Source organism: Streptomyces sp. NPDC006339 (assembly GCF_040612775.1).
Taxonomy (GTDB): domain Bacteria; phylum Actinomycetota; class Actinomycetes; order Streptomycetales; family Streptomycetaceae; genus Streptomyces.
This window is the reverse complement of the sequence record NZ_JBEXQW010000048.1, coordinates 20751-46005: the sequence shown is the minus strand read 5'-3', so window position 1 is coordinate 46005 and position 25255 is coordinate 20751. Positions and strand designations below refer to the sequence as shown.

Sequence of the window (25255 nt, the reverse complement as noted above, 5' to 3'; positions counted from 1 at the left end):
CGCCAATCGTTACTCATGCGTAACATACCGACTGGTTACCACGGGTAAGCCGTCGCGGTTACCGTCGGGTCACTTTCACTGCCCCCCCCTTCAGTGAACCAGTGAGGAGTGACCCGTGCGCACCGCCCTGACCCTCGCCTGCACCGCCGCCCTCGTCGCCGGCACGGCGCTCGGGCTCGCCCCCGCCGCCCACGCCGCCCCGACGGACACCGAGGCCGAGACCGCCGGCTCCATCCGCTTCGTCGACATCGCCGGGGACGGCGGCACGATCCTCAAGGCCAATGTCGTCGCCCCGGCCGGCGCCGACGGCTCCGCCCGCTACCCGGTGATCGTGCTGCCCACGAGCTGGTCCATGCCCCAGATCGAGTACCTGGCGCAGGCGCGGAAGCTCGCCGACTCCGGTTACGTCGTGGTGAGTTACAACTCGCGCGGCTTCTGGCAGTCCGGCGGCGAGATCGAGACCGCGGGGCCCAAGGACGTCGCCGACGCCTCCCTCGTCATCGACTGGGCCCTGGCCAACACCCCGGCCGACCCGGCCCGGGTCGGCATGGCCGGCGTCTCCTACGGGGCCGGGATCAGCCTGCTCGCCGCCGCGCACGACAAGCGGATCAGAGCGGTCGCCGCGCTGAGCGGCTGGGCCGATCTCATCGACTCCATCTACAGCGGCCGGACCCAGCACCTCCAGGCCGCCGCCCTGCTCGGCGGCGCCGGCTACCTCACCGGGCGGCCCGGACCCGAACTCCGCCAGATCCTGGGCGACTTCCTCTCCTCCAACCTGGAGAAGGAGGACGAGATGATCACCTGGGGCCGCAAGCGCTCCGCGGTGACCTACGTCGACGCCCTCAACGCCAACCGCCCGGCCGTCATGCTCGGCAACGCCTGGGGCGACACCATCTTCCCGCCCAACCAGTTCGCGAGCTTCTACGAGAAGCTCACCGGCCCCAAGCGCCTGGAGTTCCGGCCCGGCGACCACGCCACCGCCGAGGCCACCGGCCTGCTCGGACTGCCCAACGACACCTGGACCAGCACCCAGCGCTGGTTCGACCACCACCTCAAGGGCGAAGCCAACGGCGTCGACCGCGAGCAGCCGGTCCGCCTCAAGCCGCGCTCCGACGCCGGCTACGAGACCTACCCCGACTGGAAGTCGGTCGGCGCCGACCGGCGGAAGTTCCTGCTCGACGACTCCGAGCATCTGTGGGCGAACGTCGACTCCGGCGCGAACGGCGGGGTCGTCATGCTCTCCAACCTCCTGGACCAGTTCTTCCAGGCCCCGCCGGTCGCCTCGATCCCGCTGCTCCCCCGCGCCTTCGCCGGTGTCTGGCAGTCCGAGCGCTACGACTCCCCGCAGCGGGTGCGCGGCACGGCGCTGCTGCACACCACGGTCACGCCCACCGCGTCGAGCGGCACCTTCGTCGCGTACCTCTACGACGTGGGCCCCCTCGGCACGGGCAAGCTGATCAGCAACGCCCCGTACACCTTCCACGACAAGACCCCCGGCAAGCCGTTCCCCGTCGACCTGGAGCTGTTCTCCACGGCGTACGACGTGCCGGCCGGGCACCGGCTCGCCCTGGTCGTCGACACGGTCGACCCGCTGTACATCGAGCACAACCCGACCGGCGCGCAGCTGACCTTCTCCTCCCCCGCGTCCGACCCGAGTTATGTGTCGGTACCGCTGCGGAAGGAGTGATCACCGGCTGCTGCCGGGCGGGCAGGGCCCGTGCGGGGTCCCGTGCGGGGCTACTCGCGGCCCGGCAGCAGCGTGGCCGGTTCGGCGGGAGCGACGTCCGTGGCTCTCGTCTTGGGGCTGCGCCGCTCCCGCTTCGCCACCCAGGTGGCGAACCAGGAGAGCAGGATGCACATCCCGATGTAGATCGGCGAGATCACCATCACGACCGGGATGAAGGGCAGGTCGTAGTCCAGGTTGGACGCGATCAGCTTGCCCGCGTGCAGGAACTCCTCGTAGGTGATGAGGAATCCGAGTGAGGTGTCCTTCAGCGCCACCACCAACTGGCTGATGATGGCGGGCAGCATCGCCCGCAGCGCCTGCGGCACCAGGACGTAGGTCATCACCTGCGTCTTGCGCATGCCGAGCGCGTACGCCGCCTCGCGCTGGCCGCGCGCCACGGCGTGGACTCCGGTGCGGAAGACCTCGGCGAGCACCGAGCCGTTGTACAGGGTGAGCCCGGCGACCAGGGCGGGCAGCGGCTGGACCTTGAGCGCCACGAAGATGAAGAAGATCATCACGAGGACGGGCATGGCCCGGAAGAACTCCACGAACAGGGTGGCGGTCCAGCGGAAGACCCGGTGCTCGGAGAGCCGTCCGGTGGCGAGGACCCCGCCGAGCGCGAGCGAGAGCACCGAGGCGTACGCGAACGCCTTGAGGGTGTTGCCGAGGCCGCGCAGCAGGAGTTCCTGGATGCCCTCGTAGGCGAAGGGCGACCATTTCGTGGCGGTGAACTGGCCGGTGTCGAAGAGGAGAAAGAGGATCCAGGCGGCGATGCCGAGGATGGCCGCTGTCGAGATCAGGCCGTAGAGGAGATGGCGTCTGCGGGTGCGCGGGCCCGGGATGTCGTAGAGCGCGGTGGAGGCGGTGGTCATCGGGCGACTCCCCAGCGGTTCTCCAGGAAGTGGAAGAGCGCGCTGATGGCGAGGGTGATGATGAGGTAGCCGACGGCGATCCAGACGAAGGTCCAGATGATGTTGTAGCCGAGCTCGCTCAACGTCTTGTAGGTGCCGAGGAGTTCGGTGACGCTGAACGCCCCGGCGATGGCCGAGTTCTTGGCGAGGGCGATGAGGGTGGAGCCGATCGGCGGGATGACCGAGCGGAATGCCTGCGGAAGGATGACGGTGCCGAGGGTCTGGCCGAAGGTCATGCCGAGGCTGCGGGCGGCCTCGCCCTGACCGAGCGGGACGGTGTTGATGCCCGAGCGCAGTGCCTCGCAGACGAAGGCGGAGGTGTAGCAGCCGAGCGCGAGGACCGCGAACAGCCGGAAGGGCAGCACGATGCCGAAGCGGGGCAGGCCCAGCATCACCGCGAAGAAGAGCAGGGTGAGCGGGGTGTTGCGGAGCACCGTGACCCACACGGTGCCCAGCACCCGGAGGGAGCCGACCGGCGCGACCCGGAAGGAGGCCATGAGGAAGCCGAGGGCGAGGGCCAGGAGCGAGGCGTAGACGGTGAGTTCGACGGTGCCGAGGAAGCCGTCGCCGTAGGTGGAGAAGTTGTCCGTCAGGACGTCCATGGGTGGGTGGTGCTCCTTCCTCAGCTCGCCGGGTAGCGGTCGATGGCGGGCGGAGCCGGGGCGGGCACCCCGGAGAGGCCGAGGGTCACGTCGTAGGCCCTCTTCCAGTCGCCGTTCTTCTCGTGGGCGGCGAGGGCGTCGTCGAGGGCGAAGCGCAGCGCGGTGTCCTCGCGCGGGACGCCGATGCCGTACGGCTCCTTGGAGAACGGCTTTCCGGCGATCTTGAGCTCGTCGGGGACCTTGGCGGCGTAGCCCATGAGGATGGTGTCGTCGGTGGTGACGGCGTCGACCTGGTAGGTGAGCAGGTTGTCGACGCAGACGGAGTAGGTGTCGTACGCGACGAGGTCGGCCTTCGGGTACTCCTTCTGGATCCGCTGGAACGGGGTGGAGCCGGCGGCCGAGCAGACGCGCTTGCCGTCGAGGTCCTGGGGGCCGTGGATGTCGTTCTCGTCGGTGCGGACGAGGAGGGACTGTCCGGCCATGTAGTAGGGGCCGGCGAAGCCGACGAGCTTCTTGCGGTTGTCGTTGATGGTGTAGGTGCCGACGTAGTAGTCGATCTGGCCGTTCTGCAGGGCGGTCTCGCGGTTGGCCGAGGCGATGGTGCGGAAGCGGATGCCGGCCGGGTCGAAGCCGAGGGAGGCCGCCATCATCTTGGCGATCTCGATGTCGAAGCCGGAGTAGCGGCCCGAGGCGGGGTCCTTCTCGCCCATGTAGGGCTGGTCCTCCTTGGCGCCGACGACCAGGTGCCCGCGCTTCTTCGCCCGGTTCCAGGTGGGCGAGTCGGGCAGGGTGAAGCCGGACCGCACCTGGTAGACGGGGAGTCGGCCGGGCTCGGGTCCCTTGACGGGCGGGCTGCCCTCCTTGCCGCAGCCGGCGCCGGCGAGCGCGGCGGCGAGGAGGAGGGCGAGCACGGCGAGGGTTCGTTGCGTACGCTGCATGCTTCCGCTCCCGTCAGTGCGTGAGGATCTTGGACAGGAAGTCCTTGGCCCGCTCGCTGCGCGGTGCAGTGAAGAAGTCCTCGGGGGTGCGGTCCTCGACGATGCGGCCGTCGGCCATGAAGACGACACGGTGGGCGGCCGAGCGGGCGAAGCCCATCTCGTGGGTGACGACGACCATCGTCATGCCCTCGTCGGCGAGCTGCCGCATGACCTCCAGCACCTCGTTGATCATCTCGGGGTCGAGCGCCGAGGTCGGCTCGTCGAAGAGGAGCGCCTTGGGGTCCATGGCGAGGGCGCGGGCGATGGCGACGCGCTGCTGCTGGCCTCCGGAGAGCTGGGCGGGGAACTTGTCGGCGTGCGCGGCGAGGCCGACCCGTTCGAGGAGCTCGCGGGAACGCCGGTCCGCCTCCTCCCTCCTCCGCTTGCGGACCTTGATCTGGGCGAGGGAGACGTTGGCCAGGACGGTCTTGTGCGCGAAGAGGTTGAAGGACTGGAAGACCATCCCGACCTCTGCGCGGAGCCGGGCGAGCGCCTTGCCCTCCTCCGGGAGGGGCCGGCCGTCGATGACGATCTCGCCGGACTCGACCGCCTCCAGCCGGTTCACGGCCCGGCAGAGCGTCGACTTGCCGGACCCTGACGGGCCGATGACGACGACGACCTCCCCGCGGCCGACGGTGAGGTGGATGTCCTGGAGGACGTGCAACGTGCCGTAGTGCTTGTTGACGCCCCGCAGTTCGATCAACGGATCGCGATCGACGACGGCCATGTGCTGCCCTGCCCCCTGTGTTCTCCGCTGGTGTCGAGGTCAGCGCAAACTATCCAGCAGAAAAAGGGACTTCACGCCCGACACGCATGAAAGGGAGATAAGCCGTATTTACTGCAAAAGGGGCGTGGGGAGGGGCGGGTACGGGGGTGGGTGCGGGAGGGTACGGCGGTGGGGGTGGGGCCGGCCGGGGGTCAGAACTCGGCGGCCTCGGCATAGACCTGGGAGAGCTGGGGCGTCCCGGTCGTGGCCCAGTCGAGCCCCGCCTCCACCACGTTGATCTCCCGCCCCGAGGCGAGCAGAACCACCGGCTGGCCGTCCGGGCGCAGCCGCCAGCCGGCGCCGGGCACGGTGCGCACGAGGACCGTGCCGAGGTAGAGGCCCGCGTCGTTGCCGACCCAGGGCAGCTCCTCGGGGTCGTCCCGCCAGCGGGGCGGGAGCTGGTCGAGGGCGGTGAGGGAGCGGGGGGTGTCGTCGAGCGTCACTCCGGCCTCCTGGGCGCGGGCGCGCAGCAGCTCGCACTCGGCGAGCAGTTCGGCCGCCCCGGCCGGGTCCCGGTCGAAGACCGGGACCAGCGGGGACCGCTCGGCCTCGTGCCGCTTGAGCCAGTTGTCCAGGAACGGGATGTTCATCCGAACAGCGTCGCATTCCGCCCCCGCGCGCACCACCCGGCGCGCGGAGATCGTCCGGCGGCAGGAGGCGGGGCCGGGGTCGCCGGACTGCAGCAGGGGCGGGTCACCGCCGGGCGGGTCACCGCGGCGGCCCGGCCCTGCCGCCGGCCGGCTCAGACGTCGAGGTCGACGACGACCGGGGCGTGGTCGGACGCACCCTTGCCCTTGCGCTCCTCACGGTCGACGTAGCCGTCCTTGACGGCGTCGGCGAACGGCTTGTTGCCGTAGACCAGGTCGATGCGCATGCCCTTGTTCTTCGGGAAGCACAGTTGGCGGTAGTCCCAGTACGTGAAGGGGTGGTCGTACTTCAGCGGCCGCGGGACCACGTCGCTCAGACCGGCCTCCCGCAGCCCGGCGAGCGCGGCCCGCTCCGGCTCGGTCACGTGCGTGGCGCCCTCGAAGAGGCTGATGTCCCAGACGTCCTGGTCGGTGGGGGCGATGTTGAAGTCGCCGAGCACGGCGAAGGGGCGCTCGCCGGCCGCGTCGTCGGCGACGGCGGCCTTCAGCGCCTCCAGCCAGCGCAGCTTGTACGCGTAATGGTCATGGGCCACCTCCCGGCCGTTCGGCACGTAGACCGACCAGACGCGGACCGGGCCGCAGGTCGCGGAGATCGCGCGCGGCTCCTCCACGCCCTCGTAGTCGGGGCCGCCGGGCAGGCCGGTGACGACGTCCTCCAGGCCGACCCGGGAGACCAGGGCGACCCCGTTCCACCGGCCGGTCGCGTTGACCACCGACTCGTAGCCCAGCTCGCGCAGCTCCTCGGTGGGGAACTGCTCGGCGGTGCACTTGGTCTCCTGGATGCACAGCACATCCGTGCCGCTGCTCTCCAGCCAGGCCAGGAGCCGCGGCAGCCGGGCGGTGATCGAATTGACGTTCCAGGTGGCGATGCGCATGAGCGCAAGCCTAACCGGGGGGTGTGACAAGGGGCGGCCGCCGACGTCGGAGCGGTGCTAGAGCTCCGTGGAGGCGCCGGGGGCGAGCCGCCGGTGGTCGGTGCCGGCGAGGGCGCCGATCTGGCGGTCGTAGATCGGCCGGGCCAGATCGGTGAGCAGGGCGTCGTGGATGTCGTAGGCACGCACCGGCTTGACCTCCCGTACGTACTCGATCACCTCGGAGATCTTGTTCCACGGGGCCATGACCGGCAGGAACAGGGTCTCCACCGGCCGGTCCGGCACGGTCAGCGCGTCCCCGGGGTGGAAGACGGACCCGTCGATGAGGAAACCGATGTTGGTGATGCGGGGGATGTCGGGGTGGATCACGGCGTGCAGCTCGCCGTGCACCTGGACGTCGAAACCGGCGGCGGTGAAGGTGTCGCCGTCGCCGACCGTGTGGACCCGGCCGGGGAACGCCGCCGTCAACTGCTCGGCGACGCTGCGCAGGGTCCACACCTCGACGGCCGGGTCGGCCTCCAGGGCGGCCCGCAGCCGCCCCTCGTCGAAGTGGTCGGGGTGCTCGTGGGTGACGAGGAGGACGTCCGCGCCGAGCGCGGCGTCCTCCTCCGTGAACATCCCGGGGTCGATGACGAGCGTCCGCCCTTCCTTCTCCAGGCGGACGCAGGCGTGGGTGTTCTTCGTCAGCTTCACGGCCGCAGCCTACGCCTGGGGCGTGGTCTCCTCCTCGACCACGCGGCCGACGACCCGCAGCGCGCTCTCGGCCGCGGGCAGACCGCAGTAGACGGCGGTCTGGAGGACGATCTCCCGCAGCTCGTCCGGGGTCAGACCGCTGCGGAGCGCGGCGCGCGTGTGGTCGGCGAGGGCCTCGTGGTGCCCGCCGGCGATCAGGGCGGCCAGGGCGACGGCGCTGCGGGTGCGCCGGTCGAGGCCGTCACGGCTCCACACCTCGCCCCAGGCGAAGCGGGTGACGAGATTCTGGAGGTCGCTGCCGAAGTCGTCGGCGAGCGCCGCGTCGACCCGGGCCTCGCCGAGGAGCTCCCGGCGGAGCCTGAGCCCCGTCTCGTACGGGTCGGGGCGCGGCTCCTCGTGGACCTCGGCGGGCGGGGCGGCGGCGAGGTCGCCGGCCGGGACGACGGGCGCGGCGACCGGCGGCGCGAGCGGTGCGAGCGGCGCGTTGAGCGCACCGGTGTCGTGCACGACCTCCGAGAAGTGGCCGGTGAGCAGCTCCGTGACGGCGGCGGGCTGCTCGACGGGCGCGAGGTGGGAGGCGCCGGGCACGACGGCGAGCCGGGCGTCGGCGATGCCGGCCACGAGGGTACGGGCCTCGGCCGGGCCGGTGACCCGGTCGTCGGCGCCGACCAGGACGAGGGCGGGCACGCCGATGCGGCCGAGCGCCTCGCGCACGTCGAAGACGGCGAGGGCCTCGCAGGCGGCGATGTAGCAGCCGGGGTCGGTGGTGCGGACCATCTGCACGGCCCAGTCGACGATGGCGGGCTGCGCTGCGGCGAAGGCCGGGGTGAACCACTGCTCGGGCGCGCTGCGGGCCATCGGCTCGAGGCCGTTGGTGCGCACGATCACCCCCCGCTGGCGGAACTCGTCGGCGGTCCCGAAGCGGGGCGAGGTGGCGACGAGCGCGAGGGAGGCGACCCGCTGCGGGGCCCGCAGCGCGAGGTCCAGACCGACCGCGCCGCCGAGGGCGCAGCCCGCGTAGCCGAAGCGCTGGATCCCGAGCTCGTCGAGGGTGGCGAGCAGCCGGTCGCCGAGCTCGGCCACGGAGGCGGCGGGCTGGGCGGGCGCGCCGCCGTGCCCCGGCAGGTCGAAGCGGACGACCCGCCAGCTACGGGACAGCTCGGGTATCTGGCGGTCCCACATGTGCCAGGTGGTGCCCAGCGACGGCCCCAGGACCAGGACCGGAGCGTCTTCTCGCCCGTCAACGCGGTATTGCAGGGTGTTCGTCGATGTATCGCTCACCCGCAAGACCCTCTCATCTCGCACGATCCCTCACAGCGCCGGGTGGAACCTGGCGGCTCCGTCCCCTCCCCTGCCCGGCACGGGAGGGGACGGAGGCGGAGCCTCCCGCTGGGGGGGTCCCCACGGGCTCACGCGTGTCATGCGCTACGCGAACGGGGCGTGCGCCCCCGGCGCACACTGCTGCCGCGCGGGGCCCGCTGCCGGCTCTGTCGTCGGTCCGGCTCATGCCGGAGCACACGGCGCATGGGGGGAGCGCCCGGTGGGGACTCCGTGCGCTCTACCGGCGCCGTTGGGGTGCGGAAATGATGAGCGGACCGCACATGAACCAGGCGATCCGCACCCCTTCCGTCCTTCGGCCGGGCGGGCGCGCGGCGGAAGGAGCTCATGGTGTTGCTTCTCATCTCCCCGGACGGCGTCGAGGAGGCCCTCGACTGCGCGAAGGCCGCGGAGCACCTCGACATCGTCGACGTCAAGAAGCCCGATGAGGGTTCGCTCGGTGCCAACTTCCCCTGGGTCATCAGGGAGATCCGCGAGGCGGTCCCGGCGGACAAGCCGGTGTCCGCCACGGTGGGAGACGTCCCGTACAAGCCCGGGACGGTGGCGCAGGCGGCGCTCGGTGCGGTCGTCTCCGGTGCCACGTACATCAAGGTCGGCCTCTACGGATGCACCACGCCCGATCAGGGCATCGAGGTCATGCGCGCGGTCGTCCGGGCGGTGAAGGACCATCGTCCCGAAGCGCTCGTGGTCGCCTCCGGCTATGCCGACGCCCACCGCATCGGCTGCGTCAACCCGCTGGCCGTGCCCGACATCGCCGCCCGTTCGGGCGCCGATGCGGCCATGCTCGACACCGCCGTCAAGGACGGGACGCGGCTGTTCGACCACCTTCCGCCGGACGTCTGTGCCGAGTTCGTCCGGCGGGCCCACGCCTCCGGGCTGCTCGCCGCGCTCGCGGGCAGTGTCCGGCAGGCCGATCTCGGTCCGCTGACCCGTATCGGCACGGACATCGTGGGGGTGCGCGGTGCGGTCTGCGAGGGCGGCGACCGCAACGCCGGAAGGATCCGGCCGCATCTGGTGGCCGCCTTCCGGGCCGAGATGGACCGGCAGGCCCGGGAACACGCGGCCGTCGTCGCCACCCCGAACTGACCGCCGGCATGCCGACATCCGAGCCCGGCCACGTCCCCGGACGGCGCGCCGCGCGCTTCCCCGTCGTCGACCCGGCCACCGGGGAGACCTTCGACGAGGCCCCCGACCAGCGGCCGGACGAGTTGGACGACGTGGTCGCCCGGGCCCACCGGGCCTGGCGCCGCTGGCGTGCCGACCCCGCCGCCCGTACCACCGCGCTGCACGCCGCGGCCGACGCCGTGGAGGCGGCCGGCGACGGCCTCGCCCGGTTGCTCACCAGGGAACAGGGCAAGCCCCTGGCCGAGTCGTACGCGGAGATCTCCCGTACGGCGGCCCGCCTGCGCTACTTCGCGGAGCTGGCCCCCAGAACCCGGCGGATCGCCGACGGCCGACCGGTGCACAGCGAGGTCCGCTGGCGGCCCCTCGGGCCCGTCGCCGCGATCGTGCCATGGAACTTCCCCATCCAACTGGCGGCGGCGAAGTTCGCACCCGCGCTCGCGGCGGGCAACACCGTGGTGCTCAAACCGTCCCCGTTCACCCCTCTCGCCACCCGGCTGCTCGGTTCCGTCCTCGCCCGCGCCCTGCCCGAGGACGTACTGAGCGTCGTCACCGGCCACGAGCCCCTCGGCGCCCGCCTCGTCTCCCACCCGGGCATCCGTCACGTCACCTTCACCGGCTCCGTGCCCACCGGGCGGGCCGTCGCCCGAGCGGCGGCGGGCTCCCTCGCCCGGGTCACCCTGGAACTGGGCGGCAACGACGCCGCCGTCCTGCTGGACGACGTCGAGGTGGACCGGATCGCGGACCGGCTGTTCTGGGCCGCGTTTCGCAACTGCGGGCAGGTCTGCATGGCGGTCAAACGGGTCTACGTGCCGACCCGGCTGCACGCCGAGGTCGTCGAGGCCCTCGCCCAGCGTGCGAAGACCGTCGCCGTCGGGCCCGGCCTCGACCCGGACACCCGCCTGGGCCCGCTCAACAACGCCCCTCATCTGGCCCGGGTCGAACAGGTCACGCAGCGAGCCCTGGCGGACGGCGCCCGGGCGGCGGCCGGCGGCCACCGGCTGGACGGGGCCGGCTACTTCTTCGCTCCCACGATCCTCACCGACGTACCGCCCGACAGCCCGGTGGTGACCGAGGAACAGTTCGGACCCGTCCTGCCCGTTCTGCCCTACCGGAGCCTCGACGAGGCCGTCGACGCGGCCAACGGCACCGGCTTCGGACTGGGCGGTTCCGTGTGGGGCACCGATCTCGACCGGGCCGAGGCGGTGGCCGACCGGCTCGAATGCGGCACGGCCTGGATCAACCACCACGCCGAACTGTCCCTCGCCCAGCCCTTCGCCGGCGTCAAGGACAGCGGAGTCGGTGTCGCGGGCGGCCCGTGGGGGCTCTACGGCAACCTCCGGCCGTTCGTCGTCCACCGCCCCCAGGAGGAACGGCGATGAGGCTCCAGGCGGCCGTACTGCGCTCGTACGAGGACCCGTTCACGATCGAGGAGGTGACCCTGCGCGCGGAACCCGCGGCCGGCGAGATCCTCGTCGAGATCGCGGGCTGCGGGATGTGCCGGACGGATCTCGCGGTCCGGCGATCAGCCGGCCGCAGCCCGCTGCCGGTGGTGCTCGGCCACGAGGGGGCCGGGGTCGTGGTCGGGACGGGCGGCGGCCCGGACACCGCGATCCGCGTCGGTGACCACGTCGTGCTGAGCTTCGACTCCTGCGGACACTGCCGGAACTGCCGCGGCGCGGCCCCCGCCTACTGCGACTCCTTCGCCTCCCTCAACCTCTTCGGAGGACGCGAGGAGGACGAGCCGCGCCTCACCGACGCGGCCGGGAAAGCGCTGGCCCCCCGGTGGTTCGGCCAGTCCTCCTTCGCCACCTACGCGCTCGTCCCGGCCCGCAACGCCGTCCGGGTCGACCCCGCGCTCCCCATCGAACTGCTCGGACCGCTCGGCTGCGGCTTCCTCACCGGCGCCGGAGCCGTGCTGAACTCCTTCGGCGCCGGGCCCGGCGACACCCTCGCGGTCTTCGGCGCGGGATCGGTGGGCCTGGCCGCGGTGATGGCGGCCACCGCCGCCGGCGCGCTGACCGTGGCCGTCGACCGGCATCCCCGCCGGCTGGCCCTGGCCGAACGGTTCGGCGCGATCCCGCTGCTCGCCACGACGCCCGGGCTGCCCGAGCGGATCCGGCGGCTGACCGACGGCGGCGCGCAGTACGCGCTCGACACCACGGCCTCGTACCCGCTCATCAACGACGCCCTCCGGGCGCTGCGCCCCACCGGAAGCCTCGGCCTTGTCGCACGGCTCCCCACCGCGCTGCCGCTCGAACCGGGCACCCTGGACCGGGGCCGCAGCATCCGCCACATCTGCGAAGGAGACGCCGTGCCCGGGCTGCTGATACCCCGGCTGACCGGGCTGTGGCAGGCCGGGCGCTTCCCCTTCGACCGGCTGATCCGCACCTATCCGCTGACCGACGTCAACGAGGCCGAACGCGACTGCGAAGCGGGCCGCGTGGTCAAACCCGTCCTGCTCCCCGAGAGAGGAAGCCGATGAGCGAGACACTCGGCACCGCGCACTCACCGCATCCGACGAAGAGGCACCCCACGGTCCCCACTCCAGCCGACGGGGAGAACATGGCCGGCACAGCATCCCGGCACACGGACGGGAACGGCGTGGACGGCGTGAACGGCGTGGACGGCGTGGACGGCGTGGACGGAGGCGTGGGTCTGACCGCCCTCCTGGTCGCCGCGGCCCGGGCGATCGAGACCCAGCGCCACGACAGCCTGGCCCAGGACATCCACGCGGAACACTTCGTGCGCGCCGCCCCGGCGTGCTCCGAGTGGCCGGTGCGCCTCCAACAGGTACCGGACGGGGACGCCGATCCGTTGTGGGGGCGATTCGCCCGCTACTTCGGACTGCGGACCCGGGTCCTCGACGACTTCCTCCTCCGGTCGGTCCGCACGGGCGCCCGCCAGGTGGTCCTGCTGGGCGCGGGGCTGGACACCCGCGCCTTCCGGCTGGACTGGCCGTCCGGCCTGGTGGTCTACGAGATCGACAGGGCGGGCGTGCTGGCGTTCAAGGAGCGGGTGCTCTCGGACCTGGCGGCCGCCCCGAAGGCGAGGCGCGTCCCCGTACCGGCCGACCTGCGGGCCGACTGGGTCACCGCGCTCACCACCGCCGGCTTCGACCCGGCCGCACCGAGCGTCTGGCTGGCGGAGGGACTGCTCTTCTACCTGCCGGGGCCCGTCGAGACGTCTCTCATCGACGCGGTGGACCGGTTGACGGTGGAGGGCAGCGCGCTGGCGTTCGAGGTCAAGCTGGAGAAGGACCTTTGGGAGTACCGCGACAGCGCGATCTACACAGCGACGCGGGAACAGATCGGCATTGATCTGCTCCGTCTCTTCGACCGGGGGCCGCGCCCCGACTCCGTGGGCGGCCTGACGGCCAGGGGCTGGTCCGCCTCGGTACGCACCCCCTTCGACTTCACCCGCCGACACGGACGCGGTCCCCTCCCCGAGCCGAACGACGCGCTGGAGGGGAACCGGTGGGTGTTCGCGCACAAGCCCCGGCCGTGACGGGCCTTCACGGAGCCAGGGAGCGGCCGCCCCCCGACGCGCGTTTGAGGCCGGGGGGCGACCGTGTCAGGCGGTCACCTCAGGCGACCGGGGCGGACACCAGCCGGTCGCCCGGGATCCCGGCCAGGTCCGGCGCGTAGAAGTCCTCGATGCCGGCGGCCCATGTGGCCACAGTGATGCGGTCCTGGGCGTCCGGGCCGAAGGCGTCGAAGAGCGCGTGGATGTTCGCCTCCTCGAAGCCGATCGCCTTCATCAGCGAGACGAAGAGCGGGCGCTCGATCAGGCCGTCCCCATCGGGGTCGCCGAGCGCGGAGAGCGCCTTGGCGAACTCCTTGACGGTAGGACCGAAGCGCTCGGGGTCGAGCACGAACGGACGGAACTCATCAACGGTGATCACACCGTCGCCGTTGGCGTCCAGCTCGGTGGCCAGCGTCGTCCAGTAGCGGCGGAACGCGGCCCGGATGGCCGCCTTGGCACCGTCGTCCGATGCGACCGCCGCCTTCAGGACACGATCCGTCATGAGATCGAAGTCGTCGGATCCGACGACTCCGTTGCCGTTGGCGTCGAAGAGGGAAAAGACCAGCTCGATCCGCTGGGCAGCCTCAGTGCGCATTTCCGTCACCTGTCTTCAAGGCCCGTCAGTCCCGGGCCTGCTCCATGTGTGCTGCTGCGTAACGACGGTACGGGGAGGCACGTGACGGATGACCGCTCGCCGCCACCGGGATGGGTGAGTGCCCGAGAGCCCGCCCGGGCGGGGCCGAGCGGCCGCAGGTGTGGGGCACGGTCGACTCAGTCGGCTCGGTCGGCTCGGTCGGTCACCGTTCCCGGCGGCCCCCGTCCGGGGAGCATCCGGACCCGGCGGGCGCATCTCCCCGGCGGACCGTCTCCCGTCACGACGTCTTAGTCGGGGACCAAGGTCCCATCCACGATGAGCACGGCGTCCTTGGCGAAACGCTGACGGGGCTGGAGCGCGAGCATCGGCCCGGGATGGTCGATGGTCCGCTCCGCCGCCGACTTCGACACCCCGAACGGCGGCGCGAGCTGGCGCATGGTCAGGTTCGTGCGCCCGTACGCGACCACCGACAGGGCCCGGCCCTCCAGTGGGAGGCTCCACGGCCGGCCCTTGCGGACCATATCCGCACCCTCCTGTCGCAGCACGGTCACCAACTTGCCGAAGGCGCGAGGGCTCAGCCCTGAGAACGGGGCTATCCAGGACGGCTCCGACGCCGTGATCACACCAGCCACGCCGTGATCGTTCCACCCAGGGGAGGCCGAGCGAGTCCTCTTCCGCCTGAGCGCCGGCGGCCACTGGGCCTGTGCCTGCCGACGGGGCCGGTCCAGAATGCCGCCGTGGCCGAAGACGAGCAGAGCGGCATAGAGCCGCGTTCATTCCTGACCTGCGTGACAGAGGTGGCCCAGCTACTGGGCGTCGGAGACGTCGGTATGGAGCCGGAGGACCGGCGTGCCCGCCACCTCGCCCATGCGGTGCGCAAGCCCCTGCTCGGACATGCGAGTCTGCCCGACGAGTGGTTCGCCCCGCTGATGGCGGCAGCCGTACACGACCCGGACCCCAGCTTCTGCCGCTGGTTCGTCGAGCCCGCGGTCTACGCATTCGGACGCCGCCGCGTGATGGCGGCACTGGTCGACTACCTGCGGACCGGAACGGACGCCGAGCGGGCTGGTGCCGTGCGGGCCTGGTACAGCGCCCACGTGCCGTTGCGTGCGGATCGGTCTCCGGCATACGGGCCCGGCGGGGTACGTGATCCCGCACTGGACGAGTCACAGGACATCAAGACCGCCTGGCTGGAGGCATCCCTGCGGGTGTTCGCCGAAGTCACCGACCTGCAGATGCGCCACCGTGTCCTGCTGGACCTGCCTACCTCCGCCGCGGCATACCCGCCACCCCTGCACGAACTGCTTGAAAGCACACTCGCATCCGCCCGCGTCCACCGCGACCCACATATTCGGCGCTGGGCCGCAGCAGCAGACCACGAAGAAGTCTGAGGTCGACTCTTCCCCTTCTGACAGTTACGGGACAGCCCTTAGCAGCGCTTGGCCCCCGCCCTCCGGAGCCCCGCCGGAACTTCCGGGCGGAGCTCCGGCGCGTCACCCGCTCTCACACGGCTCGCGGTCGACGCGGAGGTGGTGCCCAGCGACAGCCCCAGGACCGGGACCGGAGCGTCTTCTCGCACGGGGGCCCTATGACTGGGGCTACGACTACGCGGTCGCGGCGGGGGCCCGGAGGAGCCGGGTCACAGCATGGGCCGGATCCAGTAGCCGGCCAGGCCGGCGAGGGTCAGGCCGGTGCCGTAACTCAGGCCCCGGATGAAGTGACGGAGTGCGGCGCGGCTCCAGTGTCGGCGTTCTCGGGGGCAAGGGCGCGATGGGGGCCGGGCCGAGGCGGAGGTGGTCATCGTCGGTGCGTCCTTCCAGGTACAGGCGAAGCGGGCCCTGCTGGTCCGCACGCGCAGCCTGCCGCGCCGGTGAACCGGATGACCAGGCCCGGTTTTTTCCGGAAAATCAGCTTCCGGTAAATCGAGCAGGCGCCCGGTGCCGAAACGGCCGGGAGCCACCAGGCAGGACGAGCCCTTGAGGGACGTGCACAACAGCGTCGGCCTATGTGGACCACGACGCGGCCGGAGTCAGCCGCGGATCAGCGACATCAGCAGCGCGTGGGTGTCGTCGTCGGCGGCCGCCACGAGGCCGCGGCCGCCTTCGGCCAGGGGGGTGCCGTCGATCGTCGTGACGGTGCAGCCGGCGGCGCGGCACAAGGCGATGCCGGCCGCGAAGTGGACGCTGTCGGAGAGGTCGCCGCCGTCGGTGACGTATGCGGCGCGCTTGCCGGCGGCGACCCAGGCGAGGGCCAGGGTCGTCGACACGACGCGGGGGCGGAAGCGTTCGACGAAGCGGGGGTGGGCCAGCAGGTCCACGGCTCGGAAGGTGGGGGCGCTCGGGAACGGCGGGTCGAGGTTGACGTCCACCAAGCGGGTGGCGGACGAGGGCGTCAGGGGGGTGTCGTCGGCTCCGTCCCGCCGTACCCAGGCGCGCTGTCCGTCGGTGAAGAAGACCTCGCCGCCGAACGGGTCGGCCACCGCCGCCGGGCCGTCGCGCAGCGCCACGTTGACGGCCACCAGCAGGGAGCCGACGGCGTAGTTCAGCGTGCCGCACAGGGGATCGACCAGCCACTGGCGCCCGGCGTCGGCGCCGCCCCGCCGTCCGCCTTCCTCGCCGAGCACTGCGTCGTCGGGGCGTGCGGCACGGAGGACGTCGAGGATCGTCTTCTCGGCCTCCACATCGGCCGCGGTGGCGAAGTCCCCGTCCCCCTTGTCGATGCGGTCGAGCCTTCGGCCGTACATCGCGCGGACCACGTCCGCACCGGCCCGCGCCCCGGCTATCGCGACCGCGGCATCCTCGGATCCCGTATATGAGGTGATCATCCCGGCAGACTACCGAGGTGAAGGGGACGAGAGTCGCGGACGTTTGCGGGTGCTCATGAGGCAGGCGCGACCGCGGGCAGAGCAGCGCTTCCTTAAATCTTCGGCGAGGGGCCTTCATGGGACGTGGCGATATCCGGCCAATCGGCGATGAGGGCCGCGGGGAAGGTGTGCGGCGGAACGGTCGGAGTGCGCCCCGGTGGCTCCGTCGCACTGCTACCGGCGCACGCCCCTGACCAGGGCGGTCACCTTCTTCCTCCGCGCGCAGGTCAAAAGGTTTTTTCCTTCGCGCAAGCCACTCGCATTCGTTGAAGATTTCTCAGGTGGCCCTTCAAACAGGCCGGGGTCAATTTCAGCCGCACATGCACTTTACCTATAGTCGTATTTACTTTGGCGCTCTTGTCGGGCCCTCCTCCAGTGCGCATAGCTATTGCATACGCCACTTCCTCGCTCCGGGCTCCCGATGAACCCAGGGCAGGCGGCTGCCAACCGGCCTCCGGTGCGCAGCCGGCAAGGAGTGGTCGTGTACACCGCACGTGAGGAGACGTCATGAAGAAGGCTTACGAAGCGCCGACGCTCGCCAAGCTCGGGACGTTCCGGAAGAAGACCGGGCTCCTGCAGAGCTCCGGCAACGACCGGCTCATCCTGAGCAAGAACTGACGTCGGCCGTCCTGATCCGACGTCATGACTGAACTGCACGAGAGTGCGGGGACGGGCCCCGGCGACGCGCACTTCACGGTCTTCACCGACCGGGAGGACGCGGCCGCCGTGGCCCGCTCCTTCTCCCGCCCCGGAACGCGCGTCCTGACGCACGCCTCGGGCCGGCCCTGGCTGGTGGGACAGTGGCACGACCAGGACGTCGTCACCGCGCACGCCGGCCCCGCGGCCCTCGCCGTCATCGGCTGCTGCCCCGTCGACGCCGCGGAACTCGAACGCCGAGCCGGACGGCTCCGCGATCTCGCCGACGTGGACGCACTGGCCCGTTCGCTGCCCGGCAGCTTCCATCTCGTCGCCGCGCTCGACGGCCGGCTCAGGGTGCAGGGCACCGCGTCCGGGCTCCGGCTGGTCTTCCACGCCACCGTGGACGGGGTGCGCGTGGCCGCCAGCCGCGCCGACGTCCTCGCCGCCGCGCTCGGTGCCGCAGCGGACCCCGAGCAAGTGGCGATCCGGCTGCTGTGGCCGGTGCCCCACCCCCTCGCCGAGACCCCCATGTGGCGCGGGGTCACCGCTGTGCCCCCGCAGGACGCGCTCGTCGTCGCCGCGGACGGCCGGACCGTACGCCACTCCCGCTGGTGGACCCCGCCCGAGCCGGTACGGACCCTCGCCGACGGCGCCCCTCTCGTCCGTGAGGCCCTGGCCACGGCAGTGGACGCGCGGACACGGCAGGGAGGAGTGGTGAGCTGCGACCTGTCCGGCGGCCTCGACTCCACGTCCATCTGCTTCCTGGCGGACCGCTCCCCTGCCCGGGTCGTCGCCAGCACCTGGCCGGGCCGCGACCCGGCCGACACGGATCTGTACTGGGCCGAACAGGCCGCCCGGTCACTGCCCGAGGTCGACCACGTCGTCTGGGACGCCGACGCCTCCCCCCTCGTCTACGACGACCTGCTTGCCATCGACGATCTGCTGGACGAACCGACCATCGGGGTCATGGACCGGTCGAGGGTCCTGCACCACCTGCCGGGCATGGCCGAGCGCGGCAGCCGGCTGCACCTGACCGGCATCGGCGGTGACCATGTGGCCTGGTGCTCCGAGGCGTACTACCACCGGCTGCTGCGCACCCGCCCGCTGTTCGCGCTGCGGCAACTGCGGGGCTTCCGGGCCCTGTGGCAGTGGCCCCTGGGCGCCACCGCACGCGCGCTGGCCGACGCGCGGCCGTACGGGACGTGGCTGGCCGACGCGGGCCGGCGCCTGCGCGACCCGCTGCCCGCGACCGTCAGCACCAGCCTGGGCTGGGGCATGCCCCCTCGCCTCTTCGACTGGGTCACCCCGGACGCCGAGGCGATGGCCCGGCGGGCGCTGCGCGAGGCCGCCGCGAACGCGGTCCCGCTGCATCCGGACCGCGGCCTGCACGCCGACCTGGACCAGATCCGCTCCTGCACCCGCATCATCCGTCAGTGGGACCGGATGGCCGCCCGCGCCGGCGTACCGATGGCGTCGCCCTTCCTCGACGATCGCGTCATCGAGGCGTGCCTCGCCGTCCGTCCGAGCGAACGCGTCACGCCCTGGCGGTACAAACCCCTCCTGGCCGCGGCCATGGCCGGGATCGTGCCCGAGGCGTGCCTGCGGCGCTCCACCAAGGCCGCCGCCTCCATGGACGCGTCCAACGGACTGCGGGAACACCGCGCCGAACTCCTGGCGCTGTGGGAGGACTCACGGCTGGAACGCCTGGGTCTGGTCGACGGCGCCGCGCTGCGCCGGCTCGCGCAGCGGCCGGCCACCCCCGAACTGCGCGAGGCGATCCTCTACTCGACCATCGCCGCCGAAGTCTGGCTGCGCGGCCTCGACCGGCGTACCGAGCCCGCGGCGCCCGCGTCCCCATGACAACAGCCCCCAGCGGAAAGGCACACCCATGGCATTGAAGTTCGGTGCCGACGTCTCCACCGCCCAGACCGATTACGGCACGGTCCTCCTCGACCAGCGCGCCGGGGAGTACTGGGAGTTGAACCCCACCGGCACCCTGGTGGTCAAGACGCTGATGGCGGGCGGCGACGAGGCGGACGCGGTCGCCGCGCTCGTCGAGGAGTTCGACATCGACCTCGACCAGGCGAGCCGGGACGTCGACACCCTCGTCCGGCAGCTACGGACCTCGGGGCTGGCCGAATGACGACGCCCAGCGCCCTGGAGAGGCCCACCGGAGTCCCCTTCGCGCGGCGCCTGGCCGCCCGTCTCGTCCTGCTCCCCGCCCTCGCCCTCTCCTTCCTGCCGCCACGCCGTATCCGCGCCGTGCTGGAACGGGTCCGCCGCGGGGCCGCGCCGGCCACCGCCGCGCAGGCCAAGAACGCCCGGGACGCCCTGTGCGCGGTGAGCCTGCGCTGCGCCGGCCCCAAGGGCTGTCTGCCCCGTTCCCTGGGAGCCGCCCTGCTGTGCCGTCTGTCGGGGACCTGGCCGACCTGGTGCACCGGCGTACGCGTGGTGCCGCCGTTCACCGCACACGCCTGGATCGAGGCGGACGGCCGCCCGGTGGACGAGGGCGTTCCCGACGACTACTTCACCCGGCTCATCACGGTGGCCCCCGGGGGCCGATCGAGCCGATGACCGACGTCACCGCGGGCCGGGCACGGCCGACGCCCGAGAGCGACCGTTCCACCCGTGCCGCGGTCGCCACCATGTACCGGCTGACCGACGGGCACCGGGCGTCCGTCGCCGCCGCCACCGTCCTCACACTCGCCGGTTCCGCGCTGGGCCTCGCCCAGCCGCTCGTCGCCAAACACGTCGTGGACGCCAGCGGGCGGGGGCAGGTGCCGTGGCCCCTGCTGTTGGTCCTGGCGGCGCTGTTCGTCACCGAGGCGGCCACGGGCGCGGTGGGCCGCTTCGTTCTGGAGCGCATGGGCGAGGGAGTCGTACGACAGTTGCGGCACGGTCTGGTCGCGCGGTTGCTCCGGCTGGAGATGAGGGAGTACGACCGGCACCGCAGGGGCGACCTGATCTCGCGGGTCACCGCCGACACCACCCTGTTGAGGGAGGTGGTGTCCCAGGCCCTGGTCGACCTGGTGACGGGGGCTCTCGTCGCGGCGGGGGCGATCGCGCTCATGGTGTGGATCGATCCGCTGCTGCTGCTCCTGGTGGCCCTGACCGTGGCCATCGCGGCCGTGATCGTCGCCTCCCTGCTCAAGGGCATCCGGGCCGCGTCCGAACGCATGCAGGCGTCGGTCGGCGCGATCGCCGCCGACCTGGAACGGGCGCTCGGCGCCCTGCCGATGGTCCGCGTCCACCGCGCGGAGGACCGGGAGGGGGCCCGCATCGGAGAGCGCGTCGAGACCGCGTACAGCGCCGGCGTACGGACCGCGAAGCTCGCCTCCGTGATGAGTCCGGCCGTCGAACTCGCCGTGCAGGGCTCCTTCCTGATCGTCCTCGTCATCGGCGGCCTGCGGGTGACCGGGCACGCCAACTCGCTCGGCGACCTGGTCGCCTTCCTGCTGTACGCCTCCTACCTGGTCCTGCCGCTGTCGTCGGTGTTCCGGGCGGTCGGCCTCATCCAGCGCGGCATGGGCGCCTACCAGCGCATCGACCAGGCACTGAACCTTCCGGCCGAGCCCACGCACCCGGATCCGCCGCCGTCCGCCGAGTCCACGCGCCCGGATCCGGCACCGCCCGCCGAGCCTGCCCGGCCCGGGCCGGGCAGGCCGTACGGTGCGCGGACGCGCGTCGTCCCGCGCGAACCTCGACGGCGGGACGACCGCCCGGCCGCCCCGTCGGCTCTCGACCTCCGCGACGTCCACTTCGGCTACGACCCGGACCGGCCGGTGCTGCGCGGCGTCTCCTTCACCGTCCCCCGGCGGAGCCAGACGGCCCTGGTCGGCCGGTCGGGGGCCGGCAAGAGCACGATCTTCGCCCTGATCGCCAGGTTCTACGAACCGGATGCCGGAACCCTGCTGTTCGACGGCCGGCCCGCCACCGAGCTGAGCCGCGCCGCCTGCCGCGCCCGCATCGCCGTCGTCGACCAGAACACCCACGTCCTGCACGGCACCCTGCGCGAGAACATCGCCTACGCCGCGCCCGCGGCCACCGACGCCGACGTACGGCGCGTGGTCGAGCTCGCCCAACTGGAGACGGTGGCGCGGCGGCTGCCGGGCGGTCTGTCGGGGATGCTCGGCGAGCGAGGGGGCACCCTCTCGGCGGGCGAACGCCAACGTGTCGCCCTGGCCCGCGCCCTGCTGGCCCGCCCCTCACTCCTCCTGCTCGACGAGCCCACCTCCCACCTCGACACCGTCAACGAGACGGCGCTCACCACCGTCATGCGGGACATCGCCCAGGAGTGCGCCCTTCTGGTGATCGCCCACCGCCTCTCCACGGTCCAGCATGCCGACCGGATCGTCGTCCTGGACAACGGCCGCACGGCGGCCTGCGGGCGCCACGAGGAACTGCTCGCGTCCAGCCCCGCCTACCGCGAGCTGGCGGCCGGCCAGATGCTCCGGTCGGCGGCCGGCCCGTCCTCTCCCGTGAAGACCGCCGGCCCCCACCCGCACGGCCCGCGGTGACCCGTCGCCCGGTCGTGGGTCGGGAGGGACGGGAGGGGCGGGGCGGGAGGGGTTGGCGAGAAGACGACGGAGCAAGGGCACGGATTTTCGAGGCTCATTACACTCCGGCCCCATGACGACGGTTACCACACGCACGGTCGAGTACCCCGCCGACGGTCTGACGATGGTCGGGCACCTCGCGCTGCCGGCCGGTGCGGGCCGCCGGCCGACGGTGCTGCTCGGGCCCGAGGGGACGGGGCTGAACGACGTTCAGCGCCGCCGGGCCGACGCCCTGGCCGAGCGGGGGTACGTGGCGCTGGCGTTCGACATCCACGGCGGCCGCTGGTTCACCGATCCCGAGGAGATGCTGGCCCGTTGCATGCCGCTGCTCGCCGATCCCGGCCGCCTGCGGGAGATCGGCCATGCCGCGCTCGACGTGGTGCGGGCGGAACCGCGTACCGACCCCGACCGGATCGCCGCCGTCGGCTACGGCACCGGGGGCGTGATCGCGCTGGAGCTCGGGCGCGACGGCGTCGACCTGCGCGCGATCGCGACGGTCAACGGGCTGAATACGGGCCGGCCGGGCGAGGCGGCGCGGATCCACTGCCCGGTGTGGGCGGGGGTCGGATCCGAGGACCCGATCATGGCGCCCGCGCAACGCGAGGCGTTCGCCGCCGAGATGCAGGCCGCGGGCGTCGACTGGCGCCTGGTGGTCTACGGCGGCGCCCTGCACGCCTTCCACCACCCGCCGGTCGACCAGGAAGTCCGCCCCGGCGTCGGCTACCACGCCCGGCACGCGGAGCGGGCCTGGCGCGACGTCCTCGACCTGCTCGACGAGTGCGTGCCCGTGGCGGAGTGAGACGACGGAGTGACGACGGCGGAGTGACGAAGTCGGCAGAGTGACGAGACGGCCGGGGTGAGGGGCTCGACGGCGACCGCCCGGCCCCGCCGCCCCAGAGGTGGGTGGCGGTGCCGGGCGGTCGCGACGGGGAGCCGTCCCGGTCTCAGACGGCGGGCGGGAACCGGTCCCAGGCCCGGTGCTCCGCCAGGGCCGTGGTGGTGGCCTCCACCGCCGCCGCGCCGCTCTCGGCCGTGATGACACCGGGGGTGCCGGCCTCGATGCCGGCCGTCTCCAGGAGGGCCGTGGCGTCGTTCCAGCCACCGACGGCCTTGCCGTGCCGGTACGCCTCGGTGAGCAGCAGCAGGAGCCGCGGGTCGGGTCCTCGCGGCGGCCGGGGCGAGCCGGCCTTCGCGTCGCGGGCGCCGTAGGCGTCGGCGCCCGCCGCGGGCGCGCCGGCCAGGAGCAGGGCGTCGAACTCGACGGAGCGGGCGGTGGTGAAGGTCCGCTGGACGGGCACGGGCTCGCCGTCCCCGTCGAGGGTGCCGCCGGTCGGGGCGATGACGAGCGGGGTCATGCCGGCGTCCAGGACGGCCTGCCGGGCGGCGCGCACGCCGGCCAGGTCGGCCGTGTCGTCGGCGACGATCCCGATGATCCGGCCGTCCGTCGGCCAGGTGGAGCCCAGTTGGGACAGCGCGGGGCTGGGCTCCACCTGGGCGAGCGGGACGGTGGGCTCGGGCGCCGGCAGGCCGAGGCCGGTGGCGACCTGCTCGCACAGCACCGGGTCGATGTTCGCCAGGACCTGGAGGACCCGCTCCTTCACCGCCTGCTCGTAGCACTTGCCCAGTTCGAAGGTGTACGCGGCGATGATGTGCTCCTGCTCGACCGGGGTCATGCTGAGCCAGAAGAGCCGCGGCTGCGAGAAATGGTCCGCGAAGGAGGCAGGTGCCTCGCGGACCTTCCGCGCCTCGCTGACCTGCACGGGCGTCTCGATGTAGGCGCCCGTGTCGGCACCGGCGAGGAAGGGGCAGCCGCCGTCCAGGCTGTTGGGGCGGTAGGGCGCGACGCCGGTGTGCACGGCCGTCTGGTGCATGCCGTCCCGCAGCATGTCGTTGACGGGGGCGTGCGGCCGGTTGATCGGGATCTGGGCGAAGTTCGGTCCGCCGAGGCGGCTGATCTGGGTGTCGAGGTAGGAGAAGAGCCGGCCCGCGAGCAGCGGGTCGTCCGTCACGTCGATGCCGGGGACGAGGTGGCCGGGGTGGAAGGCGACCTGCTCGGTCTCGGCGAAGAAGTTCTTGGTGTTGGCGTTCAGGGTCATCAGGCCGAGGGGCTGGACCGGGGCCCGCTCCTCGGGAACGATCTTGGTGGGGTCCAGGAGGTCGATGCCCTCGAAGGTCTGGTCGGGGGTGTCGGGGAAGACCTGGATGCCGAGTTCCCACTGCGGGAAGGCGCCTGCCTCGATGGCGTCGAACAGATCCCGCCGGTGGAAGTCGGGGTCCATCCCGTTGATGAGCTGGGCCTCCTCCCAGACCAGCGAGTGCACGCCGAGCTTCGGCTTCCAGTGGAACTTGGCAAGGACGGTGTCCCCGGAGGCGTTGACCAGGCGGAAGGTGTGGACGCCGAAGCCCTCCATCATCCGGTACGAGCGGGGGATGCCGCGGTCCGACATGTTCCAGAGGGTGTGGTGGGTGGCTTCGGTGTGCAGCGAGACGAAGTCCCAGAACGTGTCGTGCGCGCTCTGGGCCTGCGGGATCTCCCGGTCGGGGTGCGGCTTGCCCGCGTGGATGATGTCGGGGAACTTGACCGCGTCCTGGATGAAGAAGACCGGGATGTTGTTGCCGACGAGGTCGAAGGTGCCCTCGTCGGTGTAGAACTTGGTCGCGAACCCCCGGGTGTCGCGGACCGTGTCCGACGAGCCGCGGGAGCCCAGGACGGTCGAGAACCGCACGAAGACCGGCGTCTCCACGTCCTTCGCCAGGAAGGCGGCCCGGCAGACCTCACCGGCGGTGCCGTAGCCCCGGAAGACACCGTGGGCGGCGGCGCCGCGCGCGTGGACCACCCGTTCCGGGATCCGCTCGTGGTCGAAGTGGGTGATCTTCTCCCGCAGATGGTGGTCCTGGAGCAGGACCGGTCCGCGCGCGCCGGCCTTCAGGGAGTGGTCGGTGTCGTAGAGCCGCGCCCCCTGCGCCGTCGTCAGGTACGCCCCGCTCTGCGCCACCCGCGCCTGGGCCGCCCCCGTGGCCTGCCCGGTCGGGCTGACGGTCTCCGGCCCGCTCTGGTCCGGCTTGGCCGGCAGGGGCTCCGCCGACCGGGTCGGCTCCTCGACGGTGGGGGACACCGGACCGGGCTTGCCCGGCAGGCCGCCGTCGGCCGCTTCCGGGGTCGCGTCGGGGTGGGCGTCGGAGTGCTCGGTCGCCATCGTTTCTCCCAAGAGACGGTGTGGGGGGACCTCCCAGCCATAACCGGGACGCGGCCCGGCCAAGCGGAGGCCGGGCGGCTCTCACCCGTATCGGCCGGGAATCGCGGCATCTGACCGATGCCGTCGCCCCTCGGCTTGATCCATCGCTCCCCGTCTGCCCTGGAGACCCGGACGAAAACGGTCGTCCCGGGCGACACGGCGGTGATGGGGCGGGGATACGGCGCGC

23 protein-coding genes and 1 pseudogene are annotated in these 25255 nt (G+C 72.3%); 12 read left to right on the top strand and 12 right to left on the bottom strand.

The window, feature by feature from the left end; translation table 11 throughout:
• The first annotated feature begins 115 nt into the window (after positions 1–115).
• Positions 116–1687: an alpha/beta fold hydrolase gene (locus ABZ135_RS30815; RefSeq protein WP_356700289.1), complete on the top strand. Its 1572-nt coding sequence runs from the start codon at positions 116–118 to the stop codon at positions 1685–1687.
• Positions 1688–1737: 50 nt separating this feature from the next.
• On the opposite strand, the gene ABZ135_RS30810 is transcribed toward ABZ135_RS30815, so the two are convergent.
• The 8 genes from ABZ135_RS30810 to ABZ135_RS30775 all read right to left on the bottom strand — a co-directional run bounded on the left by ABZ135_RS30810 (position 1738) and on the right by ABZ135_RS30775 (position 8475).
• The gene (locus ABZ135_RS30810) at positions 1738–2598 is read right to left on the bottom strand and encodes an amino acid ABC transporter permease (RefSeq protein WP_356700287.1); all 861 of its coding nucleotides are present in this window, start codon (positions 2596–2598) and stop codon (positions 1738–1740) included.
• Positions 2595–3239: an amino acid ABC transporter permease gene (locus ABZ135_RS30805; protein WP_356700285.1), complete on the bottom strand. Its 645-nt coding sequence runs from the start codon at positions 3237–3239 to the stop codon at positions 2595–2597. Before ABZ135_RS30805 ends, ABZ135_RS30810 begins: the two co-directional genes overlap by 4 nt.
• Positions 3240–3259: 20 nt before the next feature.
• Positions 3260–4177 carry a glutamate ABC transporter substrate-binding protein gene (locus ABZ135_RS30800; RefSeq protein ID WP_356700283.1) on the bottom strand — a complete coding sequence of 306 codons (918 nt, stop codon included), beginning with the start codon at positions 4175–4177 and terminating at the stop codon, positions 3260–3262.
• Between the two features lie 13 nt (positions 4178–4190).
• Positions 4191–4943 carry an amino acid ABC transporter ATP-binding protein gene (locus ABZ135_RS30795; RefSeq protein ID WP_356700281.1) on the bottom strand — a complete coding sequence of 251 codons (753 nt, stop codon included), beginning with the start codon at positions 4941–4943 and terminating at the stop codon, positions 4191–4193.
• Between the two features lie 191 nt (positions 4944–5134).
• Positions 5135–5572: a DUF6278 family protein gene (locus tag ABZ135_RS30790; protein ID WP_356700279.1), complete on the bottom strand. Its 438-nt coding sequence runs from the start codon at positions 5570–5572 to the stop codon at positions 5135–5137.
• 152 nt (positions 5573–5724) lie between these two features.
• Positions 5725–6504, bottom strand: coding sequence for an exodeoxyribonuclease III (locus ABZ135_RS30785; RefSeq protein WP_356700277.1), 780 nt, complete (start codon positions 6502–6504; stop codon positions 5725–5727).
• Positions 6505–6561: 57 nt separating this feature from the next.
• A complete protein-coding gene (locus ABZ135_RS30780; protein WP_356700275.1) occupies positions 6562–7194 on the bottom strand; it encodes an MBL fold metallo-hydrolase in 633 nt (210 codons plus the stop codon).
• A 9-nt stretch (positions 7195–7203) separates the two neighbouring features.
• Positions 7204–8475, bottom strand: a complete 1272-nt coding sequence (locus ABZ135_RS30775; RefSeq protein WP_356700273.1) for an alpha/beta fold hydrolase — start codon at positions 8473–8475, stop codon at positions 7204–7206.
• A gap of 387 nt (positions 8476–8862) precedes the next feature.
• Here ABZ135_RS30775 and ABZ135_RS30770 point away from each other — a divergent pair, with 387 nt between their 5' ends.
• From ABZ135_RS30770 to ABZ135_RS30755, 4 genes are all read left to right on the top strand, one after another.
• Positions 8863–9618, top strand: coding sequence for a (5-formylfuran-3-yl)methyl phosphate synthase (locus tag ABZ135_RS30770; protein ID WP_356700317.1), 756 nt, complete (start codon positions 8863–8865; stop codon positions 9616–9618).
• A gap of 8 nt (positions 9619–9626) precedes the next feature.
• A complete protein-coding gene (locus tag ABZ135_RS30765) occupies positions 9627–11036 on the top strand; it encodes an aldehyde dehydrogenase family protein (RefSeq protein WP_356700271.1) in 1410 nt (469 codons plus the stop codon).
• A complete protein-coding gene (locus tag ABZ135_RS30760) occupies positions 11033–12139 on the top strand; it encodes an NAD(P)-dependent alcohol dehydrogenase (RefSeq protein ID WP_356700269.1) in 1107 nt (368 codons plus the stop codon). Before ABZ135_RS30765 ends, ABZ135_RS30760 begins: the two co-directional genes overlap by 4 nt.
• A gap of 146 nt (positions 12140–12285) precedes the next feature.
• The gene (locus tag ABZ135_RS30755) at positions 12286–13161 is read left to right on the top strand and encodes a class I SAM-dependent methyltransferase (RefSeq protein WP_356700315.1); all 876 of its coding nucleotides are present in this window, start codon (positions 12286–12288) and stop codon (positions 13159–13161) included.
• Positions 13162–13240: 79 nt separating this feature from the next.
• Here the strand turns inward: ABZ135_RS30755 and ABZ135_RS30750 are convergent, their stop codons facing one another.
• Complete coding sequence (locus ABZ135_RS30750) at positions 13241–13774, bottom strand: EF-hand domain-containing protein (RefSeq protein WP_356700267.1); 534 nt, start codon at positions 13772–13774, stop codon at positions 13241–13243.
• A gap of 293 nt (positions 13775–14067) precedes the next feature.
• Positions 14068–14406 (bottom strand): annotated as a pseudogene (locus ABZ135_RS30745) (transposase family protein); the annotation flags it as partial.
• Positions 14407–14511: 105 nt separating this feature from the next.
• Between ABZ135_RS30745 and ABZ135_RS30740 the strand changes: the two are divergent.
• Positions 14512–15165 (top strand): hypothetical protein, encoded by a 654-nt coding sequence (locus ABZ135_RS30740; protein ID WP_356700265.1) that lies wholly within the window; start codon positions 14512–14514, stop codon positions 15163–15165.
• A 638-nt stretch (positions 15166–15803) separates the two neighbouring features.
• Here the strand turns inward: ABZ135_RS30740 and ABZ135_RS30735 are convergent.
• Complete coding sequence (locus ABZ135_RS30735; protein WP_356700263.1) at positions 15804–16598, bottom strand: inositol monophosphatase family protein; 795 nt, start codon at positions 16596–16598, stop codon at positions 15804–15806.
• Positions 16599–17144: 546 nt separating this feature from the next.
• On the opposite strand from ABZ135_RS30735, the gene ABZ135_RS30730 reads away from it, so the two are divergent.
• The 6 genes from ABZ135_RS30730 to ABZ135_RS30705 all read left to right on the top strand — a co-directional run bounded on the left by ABZ135_RS30730 (position 17145) and on the right by ABZ135_RS30705 (position 22631).
• A complete protein-coding gene (locus ABZ135_RS30730; RefSeq protein WP_215072813.1) occupies positions 17145–17255 on the top strand; it encodes a keywimysin-related RiPP in 111 nt (36 codons plus the stop codon).
• Between the two features lie 24 nt (positions 17256–17279).
• Entirely contained in the window at positions 17280–19136 is a 1857-nt protein-coding gene (locus ABZ135_RS30725) for a lasso peptide isopeptide bond-forming cyclase (protein WP_356700261.1), read from the top strand.
• 28 nt (positions 19137–19164) lie between these two features.
• On the top strand, positions 19165–19419 hold the full coding sequence (locus ABZ135_RS30720) for a lasso peptide biosynthesis PqqD family chaperone (RefSeq protein ID WP_356700259.1): 255 nt from the start codon (positions 19165–19167) through the stop codon (positions 19417–19419).
• Entirely contained in the window at positions 19416–19850 is a 435-nt protein-coding gene (locus ABZ135_RS30715) for a lasso peptide biosynthesis B2 protein (RefSeq protein WP_356700257.1), read from the top strand. Before ABZ135_RS30720 ends, ABZ135_RS30715 begins: the two co-directional genes overlap by 4 nt.
• Positions 19847–21793, top strand: a complete 1947-nt coding sequence (locus ABZ135_RS30710; protein ID WP_356700255.1) for an ABC transporter ATP-binding protein — start codon at positions 19847–19849, stop codon at positions 21791–21793. The genes ABZ135_RS30715 and ABZ135_RS30710 overlap by 4 nt, the downstream gene beginning before the upstream one ends.
• A gap of 112 nt (positions 21794–21905) precedes the next feature.
• A complete protein-coding gene (locus ABZ135_RS30705; RefSeq protein WP_356700254.1) occupies positions 21906–22631 on the top strand; it encodes a dienelactone hydrolase family protein in 726 nt (241 codons plus the stop codon).
• A 145-nt stretch (positions 22632–22776) separates the two neighbouring features.
• On the opposite strand, the gene ABZ135_RS30700 is transcribed toward ABZ135_RS30705, so the two are convergent.
• Positions 22777–25029, bottom strand: coding sequence for a catalase (locus ABZ135_RS30700; protein ID WP_356700252.1), 2253 nt, complete (start codon positions 25027–25029; stop codon positions 22777–22779).
• Positions 25030–25255 lie beyond the last annotated feature (226 nt).

Coding starts and splice junctions, on each gene's coding strand:
- ABZ135_RS30765 (WP_356700271.1), top strand. CDS start 9,627: ATGCCGACATCCGAGCCCGGCCACGTCCCCGGACGGCGCGCCGCGCGC.
- ABZ135_RS30715 (WP_356700257.1), top strand. CDS start 19,416: ATGACGACGCCCAGCGCCCTGGAGAGGCCCACCGGAGTCCCCTTCGCG.
- ABZ135_RS30750 (WP_356700267.1), bottom strand. CDS start 13,774: ATGCGCACTGAGGCTGCCCAGCGGATCGAGCTGGTCTTTTCCCTCTTC.
- ABZ135_RS30735 (WP_356700263.1), bottom strand. CDS start 16,598: ATGATCACCTCATATACGGGATCCGAGGATGCCGCGGTCGCGATAGCC.
- ABZ135_RS30725 (WP_356700261.1), top strand. CDS start 17,280: ATGACTGAACTGCACGAGAGTGCGGGGACGGGCCCCGGCGACGCGCAC.
- ABZ135_RS30760 (WP_356700269.1), top strand. CDS start 11,033: ATGAGGCTCCAGGCGGCCGTACTGCGCTCGTACGAGGACCCGTTCACG.
- ABZ135_RS30700 (WP_356700252.1), bottom strand. CDS start 25,029: ATGGCGACCGAGCACTCCGACGCCCACCCCGACGCGACCCCGGAAGCG.
- ABZ135_RS30705 (WP_356700254.1), top strand. CDS start 21,906: ATGACGACGGTTACCACACGCACGGTCGAGTACCCCGCCGACGGTCTG.
- ABZ135_RS30720 (WP_356700259.1), top strand. CDS start 19,165: ATGGCATTGAAGTTCGGTGCCGACGTCTCCACCGCCCAGACCGATTAC.
- ABZ135_RS30805 (WP_356700285.1), bottom strand. CDS start 3,239: ATGGACGTCCTGACGGACAACTTCTCCACCTACGGCGACGGCTTCCTC.
- ABZ135_RS30800 (WP_356700283.1), bottom strand. CDS start 4,177: ATGCAGCGTACGCAACGAACCCTCGCCGTGCTCGCCCTCCTCCTCGCC.
- ABZ135_RS30730 (WP_215072813.1), top strand. CDS start 17,145: ATGAAGAAGGCTTACGAAGCGCCGACGCTCGCCAAGCTCGGGACGTTC.
- ABZ135_RS30790 (WP_356700279.1), bottom strand. CDS start 5,572: ATGAACATCCCGTTCCTGGACAACTGGCTCAAGCGGCACGAGGCCGAG.
- ABZ135_RS30785 (WP_356700277.1), bottom strand. CDS start 6,504: ATGCGCATCGCCACCTGGAACGTCAATTCGATCACCGCCCGGCTGCCG.
- ABZ135_RS30795 (WP_356700281.1), bottom strand. CDS start 4,943: ATGGCCGTCGTCGATCGCGATCCGTTGATCGAACTGCGGGGCGTCAAC.
- ABZ135_RS30810 (WP_356700287.1), bottom strand. CDS start 2,598: ATGACCACCGCCTCCACCGCGCTCTACGACATCCCGGGCCCGCGCACC.
- ABZ135_RS30710 (WP_356700255.1), top strand. CDS start 19,847: ATGACCGACGTCACCGCGGGCCGGGCACGGCCGACGCCCGAGAGCGAC.